Source organism: Micromonospora sp. FIMYZ51 (assembly GCF_038246755.1).
In the GTDB taxonomy this organism is placed as follows: domain Bacteria; phylum Actinomycetota; class Actinomycetes; order Mycobacteriales; family Micromonosporaceae; genus Micromonospora.
On record NZ_CP134706.1, the window covers coordinates 93719 to 110768 of the forward strand.

A 17050-nucleotide genomic window follows, 5' to 3' on the forward strand; every position below is an offset into this window, starting at 1 on the left:
CAAAGGAGTCGGTGCCGGTGGCAACCATGCCCCTTCATCGTCGCGCGCCCGGACGCTCTCGCCGTCCCGGTGGCCTGCACCGGGCCGCCCGCCGGCTGGTCGTCCTGGTCGCCGCCGCCGCGGTCGGCGCTGGCCTGCTCGCCGCCCCCGCGTACGCCGAGCCGTCGGTCGAGCAGATCGAGGCGGAGATCGACAAGCAGTGGCAGCGGCTGGAACCCACAATCGAGCAGTACAACAAGGTGCGGTCCCAGCTGAAGGTGAACCGCGAGAAGTCGAAGACGATCCAGAAGAAGATCGAGCCGCTGGCCCTGGAGACCGAGCTGGCGATGAACCGGGTGGGCGACATGGCCTCCCGGTACTACATCACCGGCCCGTCGTCCGAGCTCGGCGCGGTGCTGCTCAACGCCAAGCCGGACACGCTCGGCGAGCAGATGGCCTTCCTGAACCGGCTGGCGGCGCAGGAGCGCCGTGAGCTGGAGGGCGTCATGAAGGTCAAGCGGAAGTACGACGACCAGAAGGCCAAGCTCGACGCCTTGATCGCCGATCAGGAGGCCAAGGAGAAGCAGCTGGCGGCGAAGAAGAAGCAGATCGACGCCGAAATCAAGCGGCTGGAGAAGTCGCTGCCGGTCACCGTGGTCAAGACGACGAACTGCCCGACCATCAAGGACGTGGTCAGCGCGGCAGCACGGACCGCCATCCAGGTCGCCTGCGCCCAGGTCGGCAAGCCGTACGTCTGGGGCGCCACCGGGCCGAACTCGTTCGACTGCTCCGGGCTGACCCAGTACGCCTACAAGGCCGCCGGGATCCACCTCACCCACTTCACCGGGGCCCAGTGGAGCGAGAACAAGGCCGTCTCCCGGGCCGAAGCCCGGCCGGGGGACCTGGTCTTCTTCCGTAGCGACGTGAGTCACGTCGGGCTCTATCTGGGCAACAACCTGATGGTGCACTCGCCCCGCGCCGGCAAGCCGGTGAACGTATCGCCGATCACGACCATGCCGGTCGCCGGCTTCCGCCGTCCCGGCTGATCTGCACCGCTGAGCGGTAGCACAGGAACGAACGAAGGCCCCGGGTCAAGCGACCCGGGGCCTTCGCCGTTGTCGGATTTATGCACCGACAGTGATGGCGTGGGTGTGTTGCGTATCGATGCGGATCGTCCCTACGCTGGGCAATCGTCGGCCGGCTGACAGCTCCGCCCACCGAGGGCGGTAACGGTCCGGCACCGCCGAGTCGTTCTGTCGAGCGAGCCGGGGACCCAGGTACCCGGGGTGAATCCGCGATCCTCGCGGTAGGGCGCCCCCTTCCCGCCCGAACCCGTCAGCTAACCCGGTAGGCGGTATGGGAAGAAGGAGTACGGAGCCCGGTGGCACACCATGCCCCGCGGCCACCGTCGCGACGGCCGGCGTTGCCCGGTCCGACGACGGCTGCGCCGCGTTTCCGCTGGTACCGCTGCACCACCGCACTCGCCGCCCTGACCGCGACCGCCGTCATCCTGACCGGCGGCGCGACGGCGGCGTACGCCGACCCCACGGTCGCCGACATCGAGCGCCAGATCGACGAGGACTGGAACCGGCTCGAACCCGTGATCGAACGGCACAACGCCACGCGGCAGGATCTGGCCGCCAAACGGCGGCAGGCGGACGCCCTGGCCGCCCGGATCGCCCCACTGCAACGTCAGGTGGACGAGGCGATGGAGCGGGTCGGCCGGCTGGCCGCCCGGGCCTACAAGGGTGGCCAGGTCCGCGTGGTCAACACGCTGCTGGGCAGCAGGTCGCCCGGCGAGGTGGTCGAGCAGCTCGGCCTGCTCGACCGCTACGCACAGTTCCAGCAGCAGGACGTACGGCAGGCGCGTGAGCTGCGCGACGAACTGGCCGCCGCCAAGGGCGCACTGGACCGCAGCATCACCCAGCTGGCCGGCACCGAGGTCGAACTCGGGCAGAAGCGGCGGCAGATCGACGCCGAGATCGACCGGTTGCAGCGGCTGCGGCTGCGGGCGTACGGGAAGGGGGGTGGTGGACCGCTGCGCCCGAAGCCCTGTCCGGCCGGTTACCCGGGCGGCCCGGCCGGGAAGGCGGTCAGCTTCGCCTGCGCCCAGATCGGCAAGCCGTACGCGTGGGGCGCCGAGGGGCCGGACGCGTACGACTGCTCCGGGCTGACCCTGGCCGCGTGGGCGCGTGGCGGGGTGGCGCTGCCGCACAACGCGGCGCGGCAGCGGCAGGCCACCGAGCCGGTCAGCCGCGCTGCCCTGCGCCCGGGTGACCTCGTCTTCTACTACCGCGACCTGCACCACGTCGGCATGTACGTCGGCGGTGGCTGGGTGGTGCACTCGTCCCGGGCGGGTCAGCCGGTCAAGATGAAGCGGATGGACGACAGCCCGATCCACAGCTTCGGCCGGCCCGGCTGACGCGGCTGGCGTACGGCGGTCGGGTCCGCGCCCATGACGGCGCGGGCCCGGCCGGTCAGGCCGAGGTCGGCGGCGGCAGCTGCGTGCACGGCGGCTCGCACCCTGCCAGCCTGGCGGGCGATCGTTGCGGTGGGGCTCAGCGGACCGGCCAGGTGCGCCAGTTCTGCCAGGCGCGGCTCGGCGTCGGGCCGCGCTGGCCCTGGTAGCGCGAGCCGTAGACGGCCGAGCCGTAGGGGTGCTCGGCTGGCGACGAGAGCCGGAAGATGCAGAGCTGACCGATCTTCATGCCCGGCCAGAGGGTGATCGGCAGGTTGGCCACGTTGGAGAGCTCCAGCGTGACGTGGCCGGAGAAGCCGGGGTCGATGAAACCCGCGGTGGAGTGGGTGAGCAGACCGAGCCGGCCCAGGCTCGACTTGCCTTCGAGTCGCCCGGCCAACTGGTCGCCGAGGGAGATGACCTCCAGTGTGGAGGCGAGCACGAACTCGCCCGGGTGCAGCACGAAGGGCTCACCGTCGGGCACCTCGACCGGCGAGGTCAGGTCGTCCTGCCGGGTCGCCGGGTCGATGTGGGTGTAGAGATGGTTGTTGAAGACCCGGAACAGCTTGTCCAGGCGTACGTCGATGCTTGACGGCTGCACCAGGGTGGGCTCGAAGGGCTCCAACGCCAGGGCGCCCGCCTTGATCTCGGAGACCAGGTCGCGGTCGGAGAGCAGCATCGACACACCATAGCGGTACGGGTGACCTGCGTGTCGGACTACCTGCTTAGAACGTATGTTCGATAAGATGTGGTCATGGCTTCCTGGTCCGAATTCGCCGCTGACGAGCCCCGACTCGCCGACGGGATCCGCCTTCTCATGCAGCAGTACGGCCCTGGCTTCGGCTATCTGGCCACGGTCCGCGCCGACGGCGGGCCCCGGGTGCACCCGGTCTCCCCGGTGATCACCGACGACGGTCTGTTCTGCTTCGTGATCGACTCGCCGAAGCGGCGCGACCTGGAGCGTGACGGGCGCTACGCGCTGCACTCGTTCCCGCCCGAGGAGAGCGACGACGAGGCGTACGTCGCGGGTCGGGCCAAGCCGGTCACCGACGGCGCCACGGTGACCCGACTGGCCCTCGCGGCGCGGGCCGCCCCGCACGCCGACTGGCGACTCTTCGAGTTCACGGTCGACGTGGCGATGCTCGCCCGTCGCGAGCAGGTCGGCTCCGGCGGGCCGAGCGACCTGGCGGGTCGACCGGCGGTCCAGGTCTGGCTCGACCCGGCCGGTGCCGGCACTGACGACAACCGCCTCGCGCCGCTGCCGGCCCGCTCGGCCCGCCACGCCCACGCGGCCTGAGCCGACACGCAGCCGGTGCCGACCCCGATCTGCTCGGGGCCGGCACCGGCGTACGGATCAGACTGCCGCGCTACGCGCGGTACGTGTTCCAGGCGTTGATCATCCGGGTCGCCTGGCCCGGGGTGAACTGGTACATGCAGGAGTCGTACGAGTAGTCCATGAAGTTGGTGATCGGGTCCAGGCCCGGTGCGGAGCAGGTGTCCCGACCGGTCGGGCAGCCGCTCGCCGGAGACGCCTCGGCCGGGGTGTCCGAGACCTGGTCGCCGCTGCCCGAGCAGCCGCCCTGGAAGGTGTGGTAGAGGTTCAGCCAGTGGCCGACCTCGTGGGTGCCGGTGTCACCCTGGTTGTAGTTGGTGGCGGTGCCACCGGGCAGCGACTCGCTCAGCACCACCACGCCGTCCATCACGTTGAGCGTGGTCTGCGGGAACGTCGCCCAGCCGAGCAGGTTGTTGCTCAGCGCACCAAGGTAGATGTTGAGCGTGCCCTTCGTGCCCTGGCGCAACTGGGTCTTCATCTGCCGCTCGGCCGTCGAGCCCTGCCGGATCGGGTACCACGACGAGTTGGTGACCCGGTTGATGCGCTGAAGCTGGAACGCGAACGCCGTGGCGGCACCACCGGTTGCCCCGCTGAACGCCTGGTTCAGCACATTGATCTGCGAGTTGATCATCGAGTCGGGGATGTTCCCGCCGGCCCGGGTCGAGTCCCGCTGGATCACGTGCACCACGACCGGGATGGTGACCGACGCCGCCGCGGCCTGGGCGCTGAGCGTACGCTGCCCGACCCGCTTGGCCCGCTCCTGCAACAGGTCGGCGAACTCGGCCTCCCGCTGCTGAAGCTGGGCCATGGTCAGCTCGTTCGGGTCGTGCTTGGCTTCACCGCCCCGGACCCTGGCCAGGGCATCCGTGCCGTCTTCACAAACCTCGTCGGCATGCGCGGCAGCGGCATGGCCGGCGATCGTCGGACTGGCCGTCGTGGCGGCGGCCGGCAGCAGGCCGACCGAGGCGACGCCGAGCGCCAGCGCCAACGATGTCGATGCGATGCCGGCCATCCGCCGGCGCAGCAGGACGGGACGTGGTCCCATGAGCCCACCTCTTTCTGGCGACGCGACCGGGGGTTGTGTCGCGTCGTGCGGAAAATGTGGGGCAGACGTTACAACCCATCGACAGATTTGAGAATGCCTATCTGTTGCGTCCCGGCAACTTCTTCCTACCCGCCGCTTTTTCCGGCCACCGGTCGGCTCGTCGGTCACGGCGGCCCGATGTGGCCGCCGGGTGTGCGGTCGGGGCCTGGGTGCGCCGGGGTGGATCGCTCAGGTAGAGTGATCCCGCCTGCGGGTGTAGTTCAATGGCAGAACATCAGCTTCCCAAGCTGACAGTGCGGGTTCGATTCCCGTCACCCGCTCCAGGAGCAAAGCCCAGGTCAGGACATCCTCCCGACCTGGGCTTTTTCATGCGCTCCGGTCAGTTTCTCGCCTCGTCGTGTCCGCAGCTGCCCGAGCCGGCCGCTGCGTCATCGGGCACCGGATCGACGACGGCCGCGAAGGTCTCGGCCAGACATTCGTAGTCGCGCATCAGGGGTCCGACCAGACGGGGATCGGGTTCCAGGGCATCGACGATGCCGCGAGCGAGATCCCGGATGCGGTCCGCCCGAGTAGGGCGACGGATGCGGGAGCGCCGCTCGAAGCTTCGCCAGCGGCGGAACGCCACCGTGGCGATCCGCTCGCGTTGCGCGGGGATGGGAAGCGGGCATCCGGCCGCGTGCAGCCGCTCGAATGCCGCGATCACCCTGGCGTGGTCGTCCACTCCGCTCCTCCGAGGTGCGCTGCCCGGCTCGCGATCACGGTATATCGTGCCCCTCCGGTCTGCGGGGCATCGATCCGTTTCCCCGCGGCAGCAACCAGCAGTGCCGTACCGGCGAACTCGGCAAAGGCGCGCCGGGCGAGGGAGAGCTTCACGTAATGGTGGCGGTCGTGGCGGGCAGGTCGAGCAGCGCGCCGAGTTGACGGAACGCCTCCGGCCTGACCCGGTACCACACCCACGTGCCCCGCCGTTCGGAGTCGACCAGGCCAGCCTCGCGCAGCACCTTGAGGTGGTGGGAGATGGTCGGGCCGGACAGCTCGAACGCCGGGGTCAGGTCACACACGCACATCTCCGGCACCGACGCGATCATCGACATCAACCGCAGTCGGACCGGGTCGCCGAGAGCCTTGAACATCGGGGCGACCACCGCCGCCTGCTCGGCATCCATCGGGCGGACCGCCAGCGGGGCACAGCAGGCCACCGCTTCAAGGTCCACGACCGGCACAGTCTGCTTCGGCATTCGTCTAGCTTGACAGGCATCGAAACAGGGTGCAACAGTGGATCTGCTTCGAAAAATATCTAGACAAGCCCGGGTTTCTACCTTGCAGGAGGCATCTCATGTCCCGTGTCCAGCTCGCCCTGCGTGTGTCCGACCTCGAAGGCTCGGTCGCCTTCTACTCGAAACTGTTCGGCGTCGAGCCAGCCAAGCGCCGGCCCGGCTACGCCAACTTCGCCGTCGAGAACCCGCCCCTGAAGCTCGTACTGCTGAAGGGAGCGGCCGACCAGCCCACCGTCATGGACCATCTGGGCGTAGAGGTGTCCAGCACCGACGACGTCAACGCCGCCACCAAGCGCCTCACCGAATCCGGCCTCATCACGCTTGAGGAGAACGACACCGAGTGCTGCTACGCCCTCCAGGACAAGGTCTGGGTACGCGGCCCCGGCAACGAGCCGTGGGAGGTCTACACCGTCAAGGCCGACGCCAACGTCCTCAACATGGGCGGCGACGGCGACGAGTGCCGCTGCGGCGAGGCGACCGACGCAGCGCAGGAGCCCGCCAGCAGCGGAGCCGCACGCTGCTGCTGACCGCCGCGATCCGCACGCTCAGATCCGGAGTCTGACAGCGCGGGTCGAGACCCGCACCCGCTTCCGGCGTGGGCCCCAGCTCAGGAGTTGTTCCTGGCTGGGGCCTTACCGTTGCCCTCGCGGGGCCACAGTTGGCCAGCGCCGCTCAAGGGTCGGCAGCCGGGTGACGCTCGTGGTCCGTTGCGTCAGCCGTGCGGTCTCATCGTGCTGCGTTGGTGCGGGCGAGGGAGCACAGTAGTCGGTAGGCGAGGTCCACTGCCTGCTGTTCCTGCTTCCGTGAGCCCCAGAGCCGGTTGATTGTGGCAATCTCGGTGCGGACATCGACCAAGCGGTTGTGGCGGGTCTTCGCGCAGTATGCGGTGTTGACCTTTCGTGATTCGTCGTTGATCCGGCGCGCCTCCGCCAGGCCAAGTTGGCAGAGACCGGTAATCGCCATGCCCTCGATCTCGGCGACCGTCAGGGCGGCGGCGTTGGCGGGGAGACCGGCGGCATGGATGGCAACGGCAACCTGGCCGTTCGACAGCCCTCCCAGCAGAAACCTGGTGGGCGATTGCCCAGTGGCAGCCGGCGCAACGAGTCGGGCCGGGGCGTCGAGGCTCGGCGCGCAGGTGGCCCCGGTAGCGACGGGACCGGGTGGCGCAGGGGGAACGGTAGGCTGGACCAGCATCGTGTTTCCTTTCGCAGGGGGCGATGCGTCTGGCCTCGACGGGCCGCAATCCCGTCGGGGCCTTTTCGTTGCGCTCCCAATATCCGTGCGAGGAGGGGCGCATCGATCGGTGACAAGGCTAGGCAAGCCCCATTGCCCCGGTCAATCCCTCATGCGATAGTGCGATGGTGTTCGGCGTAAGCGATGTGGAGGACACGGTGATCAGCCCCGACGCGCTTGCTGAGATCCAGGATCCGGGAGAGCGGGCACGCAAGGCGGGTCGCGCGATTGATGACCATCAGGCGGTGGTGAACGAGCTGTCCCGGTTGCGGCGCGAGGCGCTGGACGAGATGGTGTCCCAGGGCATGACGCAGGCACAAATCGCTCAGGTGGTCGGCATGACCCGTGCCCGGGTTGGTCAGCTGCTGTCCTCCGGTCCGCGACCCGAGCGGGCGATGCTCGGAACCGGCCCGCTCACGGTTGCCGTCGGCGGCAAGTTCGAAGCGGGCAAGAAGGAGCCGTACGCGGTGCTCTCGGCCGAGATGCTGGCCGCGTACGAGAAGCTGGCCCGCCTCGCCCGAGGGCTCGGTCTGAACACTGAGTACGAGGTGGTGCCACCACCCGGGATGGTCGACCTGAACCGGACCAACCTGATCGTGATGGGCAGTCCCCGAATCCTGCCGTTCGTCGGGCAGGTACTCGGCGCTGACCCGAATCTGGGCTTCGGCAAGAGCGACGACGGCTTGTACCTGGTGAACCACCAGACCGGCGAGGAGTTCAGGTCCCCGTCAGACAGCGGTCGGTCCGTCGACTACGGGTACATCGGCCGGCTGCCCCGCCCCGATGGGCGCGGCAGTTTTCTCTACCTTGCGGGCATCCACGCCATGGGCACGCTCGGCACCGCGCACTACCTCGAAGACCACCTCGACGAGTTGTACCGCGAGGTGAAGCACCGGCGGTTCTCCCTGCTGGTGGCCTGCACCTACGATCCGGCGAAGCGCACCGTGCTGAAGGTCGACGCGCTCACCCAGGTCTACCGCAGCGAGGGCGTGGTCTGATGCGGGTGGCAACCGCCTCCGAGGCGGGCAACCCGAAGTCGCCAAACGAGGACTGGGCCCTGGCCAGCGAGAACCTGATCGTGGTCCTCGACGGCGCGACGGCCCGGATGGGCACCGGTTGTGTGCACGGCATCGCCTGGTACGCCGCCAAGCTCGGTTCGGCCCTCGCCGGCCTGGCCACCGACCGTGACTCGGGACTTGTGCATGCCTTGACGTACGGCATCCGGTCCACCGCCGACCTGCACCGTGACACCTGCGACCTGAGCCACCCGGGCACGCCATCGGCAGCCGCAGCGATGCTGCGGCTCAAGGACGCCTCGTTGGAGTATCTGGTACTCGGTGACGTCACCGTGCTCATCGACACCGCCGACGGCATCCAGGTCATCACCGACGACCGGGTGGACAAGACCGCCCGCGCCGAACGCGACGAGGCCGACCGTTACCCGTTCGGCTCAGCCGAGAAGCAGGCCGCCCTCCTGCGGATGAAACACGCCGAACTGGCCGCCCGCAACCAGCCCGGCGGTTACTGGGTGGCCGCCGCCGATTCGTCCGCCGCCCAGCACGCCATCACCGGAAAAGTCCCGCTGGACGCCGTCCGGCGGGTCGCGGTGCTGACGGACGGAGCCGCCCGCCTGGTGGCCCTGTTCGGACTGCTCGACTGGGCCGACGTGCTCAACGTCCTGGAGCAGCACGGCCCGACCGAACTCATCCACCGAGTCCGCGCCATCGAGACCGCCGACCCGTCCGGCATGAGGTGGCCACGCAACAAGACAAGCGACGACGCCACCGCCGTCTACGCCACCTGACCAGACGGGCCGACGGTGAGAATCTCGGTGACCTGGCGTAGCGCGGGCCGGAGGCGGGCTTCATCATCGATAGGCTCACGGCCGAGGAGGGCGAGTAGTGACCGACGTAGTCGAAGTGATCATCACCGGCCCGGATGCGGAGTGGCTTGCCGCGTTCACCCGCCGTCTGGTCGACGACCGCCTGGCCGCCTGCGGGCACAACCTTGCCCCGATCCGGTCCATCTACCGCTGGGAGGGCAGTGTGCACGACGACCCGGAGGCTCGGGTGGCACTACACACCCGGGCGAGCCTGGTCGAGCGCATCACCGCCCGCGCCAACCAGGAGCATCCGTACGAGGTGCCCTGTGTCCTCGCCCTGCCGGTGACGGGCGGTAACCCTGCCTACCTGCAATGGGTCCTGGACGAGACCAGGGCGTAGTTCCTGCGGTGCCCCGTCGACACCGGCACGCCGCAGATTCGCGGCCGACGAAACAGTAGGGGCGTCGCCGGACAGGTAGAGGGTGTGCGGAAACTGGAGCCGGATCTTACCTCTCCGACTCCACGAACGCCCGGCTCGATACCGCCCTGCGGTCCCTCGACGCCGCCGGCACGATGACCACCGAGCAGCGGCAGCAAGCGGCGGCCACGCTGGACCGGATCGTGGCGATCACGCCAGCCGCGGAATCCGACCGGCCAGCAGCACCGGTACGACGTTCCGGGCGTCGACTGCTTCTCGTCTCCGGGGCCAGCTGGACCTGGAGCCGACGTGACGCTGGCCGACGGCACCGTCGTCCACGACGCCCAGCCCAGTCGCCCGTCCTGACGACCGGGCCTGCCGAGGGTGGCACCGGCGAGTTCGTCGTACGCTGGTGATCATGCGGATTGGCATCGTGATCCTGCCGGACCAGCGCTGGTCGGTGGCCCGGCGCCGCTGGCAGCAGGCCGACGAGTGGGGCTTCGACCACGCCTGGACGTACGACCATTTGGGCTGGCGTGACCTGGTGGACGGGCCGTGGTTCGATTCCATGGCCACCCTGACCGCCGCCGCTACGGTGACCCACCGGATCCGGCTCGGCCCGCTTGTCGCGTCGCCGAACTTCCGGCATCCGGCCGCCTTCGCCCGGCAGGTGACCGCGCTCGACGACATCTCCGGCGGACGTACGCTGCTCGGCCTCGGCGCGGGCGGCATCGGGTTCGACGCGGCGGTGCTCGGCGGCGAAACGCTGCCGCCCCGGCAGCGGGTGGACCGGTTCGCCGAGTTCGCCGAGTTGCTGGACACGATTCTGCGGGAAGACGGCACGACGTGGCGGGGCGACTGGTTCGCGACGGTGAACGCGCGGAACAACCCCGGGTGCGTACAGGATCCTCGGGTGCCGTTCGTGATGGCGGCCAACGGCCCGCGCTCGATGCGGCTGGCGGTCCGGTTCGGGCAGGGGTGGGTGACCTACGGTCCCGTGGTGGACGACCTGGACGACCTGGACGACCTGGACGGCTGGTGGGCCGGGGTCGCCGAGTTGGCGCAGCGGATGGACTCGACGCTGGCCGCCGCCGGACGTGACCCGGCGAGCCTGGACCGCTACCTCTCGTTGGACGGTGCGCCCGTCTTCTCGCTCAGCAGCGCCCAGTTCTTCGCTGACCAGGTCGGTCGCGCGGCCGATCTGGGCTTCACCGACGTGATCACGCACTGGCCCCGGGAGAGCAGTTGGTACGCCGGTGACGAGGCGGTACTGGCGGATGTCGCCACCCGCCTGCTGCCCGGCCTGCGTGGCTGAGCCTGCACAACCCCTGGGCTGGGTGGCTGAGGCCGCGCATCTGCCTGGCCTGCGTGGTTGAGGCCGCGCATCTGCCTGGCCTGGGTGGCTGAGGCCGCGCAACCCCTGGCCTGCGTGGTTGAGGCCGCGCAACCCCTGGCCTGCGTGGTTGAGTCCTCAGACCAGGCGGAAGCGGATGCAGACGACCTCCGTGTCGTCGCCGACCGGAGTGCCGATGCGGGCCCAGTAGGCGGCGTGCCCGGCCCGCCACTCCTCGATCGAGCGGTCGCCCTCACCCTCGGCCCGGGCAAACTCCCAGGGCACCTCGGCGAAACGGGTCACCTCTACACCGGTCACCTCGACGACACCGACCTGGGTGTCGTGGTCGTCGACGAGAGCCAGCCGTTCGCCGACGTACTCCAGTTCCTCGGCCTCCTCGGCGTACTCGTCGAGCAGGCCCGCGGTCGCGGTCTTGGCTCCGGACAGCACCAGGGTGTTGAGTCTGGTCCGCAGGTCACCGGGGGTGCCGAGGGCGAGCGTGCGCAGTCCGCCGATTCGTGGCCACATCATCGAGACGTTACCGGCCCGGGAGGTGGCGATCCGGTCATCCCCGTGGTGGTCGGCAGAGGGGTACGGTCGATGCCCGACGAGAAGGAGACGTCCATGGCGGACCGACGTGCGGTGCTCATCCCGGGAGGCGGGTACGACACCCGATACCCCCTCTTCGTCTACCTGGGCGAGGCGCTGCGCCGGGCCGGTTTCCGGCTGCACGGGATCTCCTGGCAGGTGCCGGAGAACCTCAGCCTGGACACCGGCGGTGGGTGGGTGTGCGACCAGGTGGCGGCGACGCTTACCGAGCGGACGCATCTGCTGGTCGGCAAGTCGCTCGGCAGCCTGGCGGCACCGCTCGCCGCCGACCGTGGCCTGGCCGCCGTCTGGCTTACCCCGCCGCTGCACCGCGCCGAGCTGGTGGACGCGCTGCGTCGGGCCACCGCCCCGTTCGTCCTGGTCGGCGGGACCGCCGACCCGTCCTGGGATGGTGCGGTCGCCCGCCGGCTCACCCCGTACGTGCTGGAGATCCCGACGGCCGACCATGCGCTCATGGTTCCCGGGCCGCTGGCCCGCTCCGCCGAGGCACTCGGCCGGGTCTGCACGGCGGTCGAGGACTTCGTCCGCTGAGCCGGCGCCGTTCCTCGCCTGCGCTCGCCGTTCGCCGTTCGCTACCCGCGCTCGCCGTTCGCCGTTCGCTACCCGCGCTCGCCGTTCGCCGTTCGCTACCCGCGCTCGGCGTTCGTCGCCTGCGCTCGGCGTCGTCGGCGCCCGGGGGGAGTTGTTAATAAGGGGCCCTTCCTCTACACGAGGCGTTAATAGGGGGCCCTTCCTTTCACCCAAGTTGGGTGGTGGTGAGTAGGGCGTGGATGCGTAGGTCGGTGGCCAGGGCGGGTGGGCAGTCGACGACGATGGTGGCGGTGCCGAGTGGCTCGGCGCCACGGGCGGTGCAGATCTCGTAGAGGGCGCGTACCTGGGCACCGGTGGTCACCCAGTCGTCCACCACGAGTACCCGGTCGTCGGGGCCGAGGTGCCGGTCCCGGATGGCCAGGTCGACCCGCCGGCCACGGAAGTCGGGCGGGCTCTGTGCCCAGGTCAGCGGGCCGGCGGGGAGGCGTCCATCGGCCGGTTTGTGCGCCGCGACGAAGCCCACGCCGAGCGCCGTGGCCGCCAGCGGTCCGAGCAGGAAGCCGGTGACTGCCGGCGCGACCACGACGGTGGGGCGGGCCGAGCGGAACGGGGCGACCAGCGCGGGGCCCAGCGCGGCGAGCGTCACCGGGTCCCGCCACCAGCCGGAGATGTCGCTGACCAGGTGGGTCGCGCCGGGATCGGGATCGACCCAGCGGAACAGTTCGACGAGGCGTTCCCTCAGCTCGGCCGACATGCCACCTATCGTGCTCCGGCCGCCCGCCGGGTCGCTGCACGGGTGGCTCGCAGGCGCGTCGGGCAGCGGACCGGGTGGCCCACTACGGATCGGATGATCGGCTGCACGTATCACCGCAATTACGGTCATAGCACCATGATCACGTTGACTTCCGAAGTGCTTCTCTCGTTATGGTCCGACCCGATTTGATGCATTGATGAAAGGACCGGGCCGGTGGTTGGTAGGCACTCCCGTACCCGCAGGATCACCTCGCCGACTGGTCTCGCGGCCAGCGCCGCGGTGGCCGTCGCCCTCGCCGTCGGCGGCACCGTCGGTGCCGTACACCTGACCGCTGGTGCCCAGCCCAGCCGGCCGCCCGCCGTCGACCTCGCGCCCAGCGCCGATCCGCTGACGTCGCCGCCCGTGACCGACAGCGCGTCGCCGAGTGCCAGCGCGTCGCCGAGCGCCACCGGCTCGCCGAGTGCCAGTGCGACGGCGAGCCCGACGCCGTCGCGGACCGCGCAGGCACCGTCGCGCAGCAAGCCGCGTACGCCCAGCCCGAAGCCGACGCCGAGCGCGAAGAAGACGACGACGGCTCGTCCGGTGGTGGAGACCGGCTCCTGTGGAGCGTCGTTCTACTGGCAGGGTCAGATGACCGCCAACGGCGAGACGTTCAACCCGGAGGAGTTGACGGCCGCCCACAAGACGCTGCCGTTCAACACCAAGGTGCGGGTGACAAACCCGGCCAACGGCAAGTCGGTCACCGTGCGGATCAACGACCGGGGCCCGTTCATCGAGGGGCGTTGCCTGGATCTGTCCCGGGCCGCGTTCGGCCAGATCGCCTCGCACGACCTTGGACACATCACCGTCCGGTACGAGGTGCTCGGCTGAGTCGATGCCGAGTGGCTTTCGGGTTCTGGCCGTGATCCGCGCGGCCAGATCCCTTTCGTACGACGGGTCAGGGTCATTCTTTCCGTCCCTGAGATCGGGCATGCTGTCGGATGTACGCACGCAACTCCTCCAGCCGGGCCGCGGCCCGCTGAGTCCCGGATCCCGCGCCGGCCTCGGCGCGGCCCTCGTCCTGCTCGCGATCGTCTCGGCGATGGAGTGGGCGGACGGTCGAGGGGCGAACTACATCGCCCTGATGGTGGCCGCCCCGTTCCTGGCCGCCGCGCTGGCGTCCTGGCGGATCGTGCTCGGCATCGGTGCCGCCGCGTCCATCCTCGGGGCGGTGTTCGCGCTGGCCGAGCGGCCGGTCTCGGTCTCCGCCGCGGTCGCCGTGGCCGGCATCGCGCTGGGTACCGGCATCGCGGCGGCGGTGGCTGCGGTACGCGAGCGGCAGGCCGAGCAGATCGCGGAACTGTCGAAGCTCGCGGCGGTCGCCCAGCAGGCGGTGCTGCGTACGCTCGGGCCGCAGGTGGGCACGCTCTCGGTGGCGGGGCGCTACATCTCCTCGACCGCGACCGCGGAGATCGGCGGTGACCTGTACGAGGCGATCGACACCCCGTACGGCGTACGCATGATCATCGGTGACGTACGCGGCAAGGGGCTGGAATCGGTCCGGCTGGCCAGCATCGTGCTGGGCTCGTACCGGCACGTGGCGTACGAGCGGGCCGACCTGCGCGCCGTGGTGGCGGACCTGGACCGGGCGGTGGCTCGCAACGTCGGCGACGAGGACTTCGTCACCGCGGCGCTGGTGGAGGAGCGGGGCGGCACCCTGACCATCGTCAACTGTGGACATCCGGCGCCGTTGCTGTTGCGTCGGGGCGCGGTGATCCCGTTGGAGCCGCCGGCACCGGCCCCGCCGCTGGGCTTCATGCCGGTGGTGCGGCCCCGGGTGGAGCGGCTGGAGCCGGGCGACCGGCTGCTGCTCTTCACCGATGGGCTCGGCGAGGCCCGCCGCGACGGCGAGTTCTTCCCCACCGCCGACCGGGCGTGGCGGCTGCTCGGGCACGGCACGGTCGCGGACGGCCTGGCCTCGCTGGAGACCGCCCTGGTCGAGTGGGTGCACGGCCGGCTCGACGACGACATCGCGCTGGTCCTGATGGAGTACACGGGCTCGCCGAGCGCGGCGACCGCGGCGGTGCCGAGCTGGGAGGTCGGCGCGACCGAGGGCTGATCGGGGGCTGTGTAATCGCCGTCACTTCGGCGGGCGGCTTGTCGCTGTCTACCCGTGAGTAATAGAGTCTGGGTTACTGATCGGTAACACCTGTCCGGAAGCGGGGCCAGCGACATGACCCACTACAAGAGCAATCTTCGGGACCTCGAGTTCAACCTCTTCGAGGTTTTCGGAGCGGACCGGGCGTTCGGCCAGGAGCCGTACTCCGAGCTCGACGTCGACACCGCGCGGAGTTTCCTCGCCGAGGTCGACCGCCTGGCCCGCGAGGATCTGGCCGCCAGCTACACCGACAGCGACCGGAATCCACCGGTCTTCGACCCGGCCACGCACACCGCGCCGCTGCCGGAGTCGTTCAAGAAGTCGTACCGGGCGTTCATGGACTCCGAGTTCTGGCGCCTGGACCTGCCCCCGGCGCTGGGTGGCACCAACGCACCCCGGGCGCTCTGGTGGGCGCTCGCCGAGCTGGTGCTCGGCTCGAACGCCCCGATCTGGATGTACGCCTCCGGCCCGTCCTTCGCCCACGTGCTGCACGTCGAGGGCACCGAGCGGCAGAAGAAGTGGGCCAAGCTCTTCGTCGACAAGCAGTGGGGTTCGACAATGGTGCTCACCGAGCCGGACGCCGGTTCGGACGTGGGCGCCGGGCGGGCCCGGGCCATCCCGCAGCCGGACGGCTCCTGGCACATCGAGGGCGTCAAGCGCTTCATCACCTCGGGCGAGCATGACCTGAGCGACAACATCGTCCACTACGTGCTGGCCCGCCCGGTCGGGGTGGAGGGCGTCGGTGGCCCCGGCACCAAGGGGCTCTCGCTCTTCGTCGTGCCGAAGTACCACTTCGACGAGGAAACCGGAGCGCTGGGCGAGCGCAACGGCGTCTTCGCCACGAACGTCGAGCACAAGATGGGCCTGAAGGTCTCCAACACCTGCGAGCTGACCTTCGGCGAGCACGGCGTGCCGGCCAAGGGTTGGCTGATGGGCGACAAGCACGACGGCATCCGGCAGATGTTCATGATCATCGAGTACGCCCGGATGCTTGTCGGCACCAAGGCGATCGCCACCCTCTCCACCGGTTACCTGAACGCCCTGGAGTACGCCAAGAACCGGGTGCAGGGCGCCGACCTGACCCAGATGGCGGACAAGACCGCCCCCCGGGTCACCATCACCGCCCACCCGGACGTGCGCCGTTCGCTGCTGCTCCAGAAGTCGTACGCCGAGGGTCTGCGGGCGCTTGTGCTCTACACCGCCTCCTGGCAGGACCGGGTCGCCATCGCCGAGGCGGCCGGTGACGAGAAGGTAACCAAGCTGGCGAAGCGGGTCAACGACCTGCTGCTCCCGCTGGTCAAGGGCGTCGGCTCGGAGCGGGCGTACGAACTGCTCGGGCACGAGGCGTTGCAGACCTTCGGTGGCTCCGGCTTCCTCCAGGACTACCCGCTGGAGCAGTACGTCCGGGACGCCAAGATCGACACCCTGTACGAGGGCACCACGGCGATCCAGAGCCTCGACCTGATCTTCCGGAAGATCGTCCGGGACAACGGCAAGGCGCTGATGGCAGTGGCCGCCGACATCCAGGAGTTCATCACCACCGAGGTCGGCAACGGCCAGCTCAAGGAGGAGCGGCAGGCGCTCGGCAAGGCGCTCGCCGAGGTCCAGACCATCCTGGGTGTGCTGACCGGCTGGCTTGGCGAGGCGCAGGGCGGCGACCCGCGTGCGCTCTACAAGGTCGGGCTGAGCAGCCGGCGCTTCCTGCTGGCGATCGGTGACCTGGTCGTCGGCTGGCTGTTGCAGCGGCAGGCCGACGTGGCGCTGAAGGCGCTGGCCGGCGAGGTCTCCGCCACGGACAAGGCGTTCTACACCGGCAAGGTGGCCGCGGCCCGGTTCTTCGCCCGCGAGGTGCTGCCCCGCATCGGCGCCGACCGGCGGATCATCGAGGGCACCGACCTGGACATCATGGACCTCCCGGAAGAGATCTTCTGACCCTGGCAGACCAGCGCTTCGGCGGCCGGCGGGCATCAGCCCGCCGGCCGCTCGGCCGTCCAGCACCCGAAACCAGGGTCCGTGCGTAGGTCGCCCTTTCCTGCCCGATTCCCGGCCCGGACCAGGTGAGCGCCGGATGCCGAGGCGTTCGCCGGCCGGTGGCGCGGGTAACCCCACCGCGGACGGGTA

Annotated in this window: 19 protein-coding genes, 1 tRNA gene and 1 riboswitch; of the genes, 13 read left to right on the plus strand and 7 right to left on the minus strand. The window is 69.9% G+C overall.

Going from position 1 to position 17050, the window contains the following annotated elements; genetic code table 11:
- The first annotated feature begins 11 nt into the window (after nucleotides 1-11).
- Nucleotides 12-1025 (plus strand): NlpC/P60 family protein, encoded by a 1014-nt coding sequence (locus QQG74_RS00460; protein ID WP_341718323.1) that lies wholly within the window; start codon nucleotides 12-14, stop codon nucleotides 1023-1025.
- Nucleotides 1026-1210: 185 nt separating this feature from the next.
- Nucleotides 1211-1348: riboswitch (cyclic di-AMP (ydaO/yuaA leader) on the plus strand.
- Nucleotides 1349-1360: 12 nt separating this feature from the next.
- Entirely contained in the window at nucleotides 1361-2401 is a 1041-nt protein-coding gene (locus QQG74_RS00465) for an NlpC/P60 family protein (RefSeq protein ID WP_341718324.1), read from the plus strand.
- 136 nt (nucleotides 2402-2537) lie between these two features.
- Here QQG74_RS00465 and dcd read toward each other — a convergent pair whose 3' ends face one another.
- Nucleotides 2538-3116, minus strand: coding sequence for a dCTP deaminase (gene dcd / locus QQG74_RS00470; protein WP_341718325.1), 579 nt, complete (start codon nucleotides 3114-3116; stop codon nucleotides 2538-2540).
- Between the two features lie 75 nt (nucleotides 3117-3191).
- Between dcd and QQG74_RS00475 the strand changes: the two genes are divergently transcribed.
- Nucleotides 3192-3734 (plus strand): pyridoxamine 5'-phosphate oxidase family protein, encoded by a 543-nt coding sequence (locus QQG74_RS00475; RefSeq protein WP_341718326.1) that lies wholly within the window; start codon nucleotides 3192-3194, stop codon nucleotides 3732-3734.
- A gap of 70 nt (nucleotides 3735-3804) precedes the next feature.
- Here QQG74_RS00475 and QQG74_RS00480 read toward each other — a convergent pair whose 3' ends face one another.
- Nucleotides 3805-4815 carry a zinc metalloprotease gene (locus QQG74_RS00480; protein WP_341718327.1) on the minus strand — a complete coding sequence of 337 codons (1011 nt, stop codon included), beginning with the start codon at nucleotides 4813-4815 and terminating at the stop codon, nucleotides 3805-3807.
- A 249-nt stretch (nucleotides 4816-5064) separates the two neighbouring features.
- On the opposite strand from QQG74_RS00480, the gene QQG74_RS00485 reads away from it, so the two are divergent.
- Nucleotides 5065-5138, plus strand: a tRNA-Gly gene (locus tag QQG74_RS00485).
- Nucleotides 5139-5194: 56 nt separating this feature from the next.
- Here QQG74_RS00485 and QQG74_RS00490 read toward each other — a convergent pair.
- Nucleotides 5195-5536 carry a hypothetical protein gene (locus tag QQG74_RS00490; RefSeq protein WP_341718328.1) on the minus strand — a complete coding sequence of 114 codons (342 nt, stop codon included), beginning with the start codon at nucleotides 5534-5536 and terminating at the stop codon, nucleotides 5195-5197.
- A gap of 148 nt (nucleotides 5537-5684) precedes the next feature.
- Nucleotides 5685-6053 carry a metalloregulator ArsR/SmtB family transcription factor gene (locus QQG74_RS00495; protein WP_341718329.1) on the minus strand — a complete coding sequence of 123 codons (369 nt, stop codon included), beginning with the start codon at nucleotides 6051-6053 and terminating at the stop codon, nucleotides 5685-5687.
- A gap of 98 nt (nucleotides 6054-6151) precedes the next feature.
- Here QQG74_RS00495 and QQG74_RS00500 point away from each other — a divergent pair, with 98 nt between their 5' ends.
- Nucleotides 6152-6619 carry an ArsI/CadI family heavy metal resistance metalloenzyme gene (locus QQG74_RS00500; RefSeq protein WP_341718330.1) on the plus strand — a complete coding sequence of 156 codons (468 nt, stop codon included), beginning with the start codon at nucleotides 6152-6154 and terminating at the stop codon, nucleotides 6617-6619.
- Nucleotides 6620-6818: 199 nt separating this feature from the next.
- Here QQG74_RS00500 and QQG74_RS00505 read toward each other — a convergent pair whose 3' ends face one another.
- A complete protein-coding gene (locus QQG74_RS00505; protein ID WP_341718331.1) occupies nucleotides 6819-7286 on the minus strand; it encodes a hypothetical protein in 468 nt (155 codons plus the stop codon).
- A gap of 164 nt (nucleotides 7287-7450) precedes the next feature.
- Here QQG74_RS00505 and QQG74_RS00510 point away from each other — a divergent pair, with 164 nt between their 5' ends.
- The 4 genes from QQG74_RS00510 to QQG74_RS00525 all read left to right on the plus strand — a co-directional run bounded on the left by QQG74_RS00510 (nucleotide 7451) and on the right by QQG74_RS00525 (nucleotide 10880).
- The gene (locus tag QQG74_RS00510; RefSeq protein WP_341718332.1) at nucleotides 7451-8323 is read left to right on the plus strand and encodes a sigma-70 family RNA polymerase sigma factor; all 873 of its coding nucleotides are present in this window, start codon (nucleotides 7451-7453) and stop codon (nucleotides 8321-8323) included.
- A complete protein-coding gene (locus QQG74_RS00515) occupies nucleotides 8323-9129 on the plus strand; it encodes a hypothetical protein (protein ID WP_341718333.1) in 807 nt (268 codons plus the stop codon). Before QQG74_RS00510 ends, QQG74_RS00515 begins: the two co-directional genes overlap by 1 nt.
- 97 nt (nucleotides 9130-9226) lie before the next feature.
- Nucleotides 9227-9547: a divalent-cation tolerance protein CutA gene (cutA, locus tag QQG74_RS00520; protein WP_341718334.1), complete on the plus strand. Its 321-nt coding sequence runs from the start codon at nucleotides 9227-9229 to the stop codon at nucleotides 9545-9547.
- Between the two features lie 436 nt (nucleotides 9548-9983).
- Complete coding sequence (locus QQG74_RS00525) at nucleotides 9984-10880, plus strand: LLM class flavin-dependent oxidoreductase (protein WP_341718335.1); 897 nt, start codon at nucleotides 9984-9986, stop codon at nucleotides 10878-10880.
- Between the two features lie 156 nt (nucleotides 10881-11036).
- Here the strand turns inward: QQG74_RS00525 and QQG74_RS00530 are convergent, their stop codons facing one another.
- Complete coding sequence (locus QQG74_RS00530) at nucleotides 11037-11426, minus strand: ASCH domain-containing protein (protein WP_341721087.1); 390 nt, start codon at nucleotides 11424-11426, stop codon at nucleotides 11037-11039.
- A 96-nt stretch (nucleotides 11427-11522) separates the two neighbouring features.
- Here QQG74_RS00530 and QQG74_RS00535 point away from each other — a divergent pair, with 96 nt between their 5' ends.
- Nucleotides 11523-12038, plus strand: a complete 516-nt coding sequence (locus tag QQG74_RS00535; RefSeq protein ID WP_341718336.1) for an alpha/beta hydrolase — start codon at nucleotides 11523-11525, stop codon at nucleotides 12036-12038.
- A 205-nt stretch (nucleotides 12039-12243) separates the two neighbouring features.
- Here QQG74_RS00535 and QQG74_RS00540 read toward each other — a convergent pair whose 3' ends face one another.
- Nucleotides 12244-12792: a phosphoribosyltransferase family protein gene (locus QQG74_RS00540; RefSeq protein WP_341718337.1), complete on the minus strand. Its 549-nt coding sequence runs from the start codon at nucleotides 12790-12792 to the stop codon at nucleotides 12244-12246.
- Between the two features lie 213 nt (nucleotides 12793-13005).
- On the opposite strand from QQG74_RS00540, the gene QQG74_RS00545 reads away from it, so the two are divergent.
- The 3 genes from QQG74_RS00545 to QQG74_RS00555 all read left to right on the plus strand — a co-directional run bounded on the left by QQG74_RS00545 (nucleotide 13006) and on the right by QQG74_RS00555 (nucleotide 16861).
- On the plus strand, nucleotides 13006-13662 hold the full coding sequence (locus QQG74_RS00545) for a septal ring lytic transglycosylase RlpA family protein (protein ID WP_341718338.1): 657 nt from the start codon (nucleotides 13006-13008) through the stop codon (nucleotides 13660-13662).
- A gap of 100 nt (nucleotides 13663-13762) precedes the next feature.
- Entirely contained in the window at nucleotides 13763-14890 is a 1128-nt protein-coding gene (locus tag QQG74_RS00550; protein ID WP_341718339.1) for a PP2C family protein-serine/threonine phosphatase, read from the plus strand.
- A gap of 114 nt (nucleotides 14891-15004) precedes the next feature.
- Nucleotides 15005-16861: an acyl-CoA dehydrogenase gene (locus tag QQG74_RS00555; protein WP_341718340.1), complete on the plus strand. Its 1857-nt coding sequence runs from the start codon at nucleotides 15005-15007 to the stop codon at nucleotides 16859-16861.
- The last annotated feature ends 189 nt before the right edge of the window (nucleotides 16862-17050 follow it).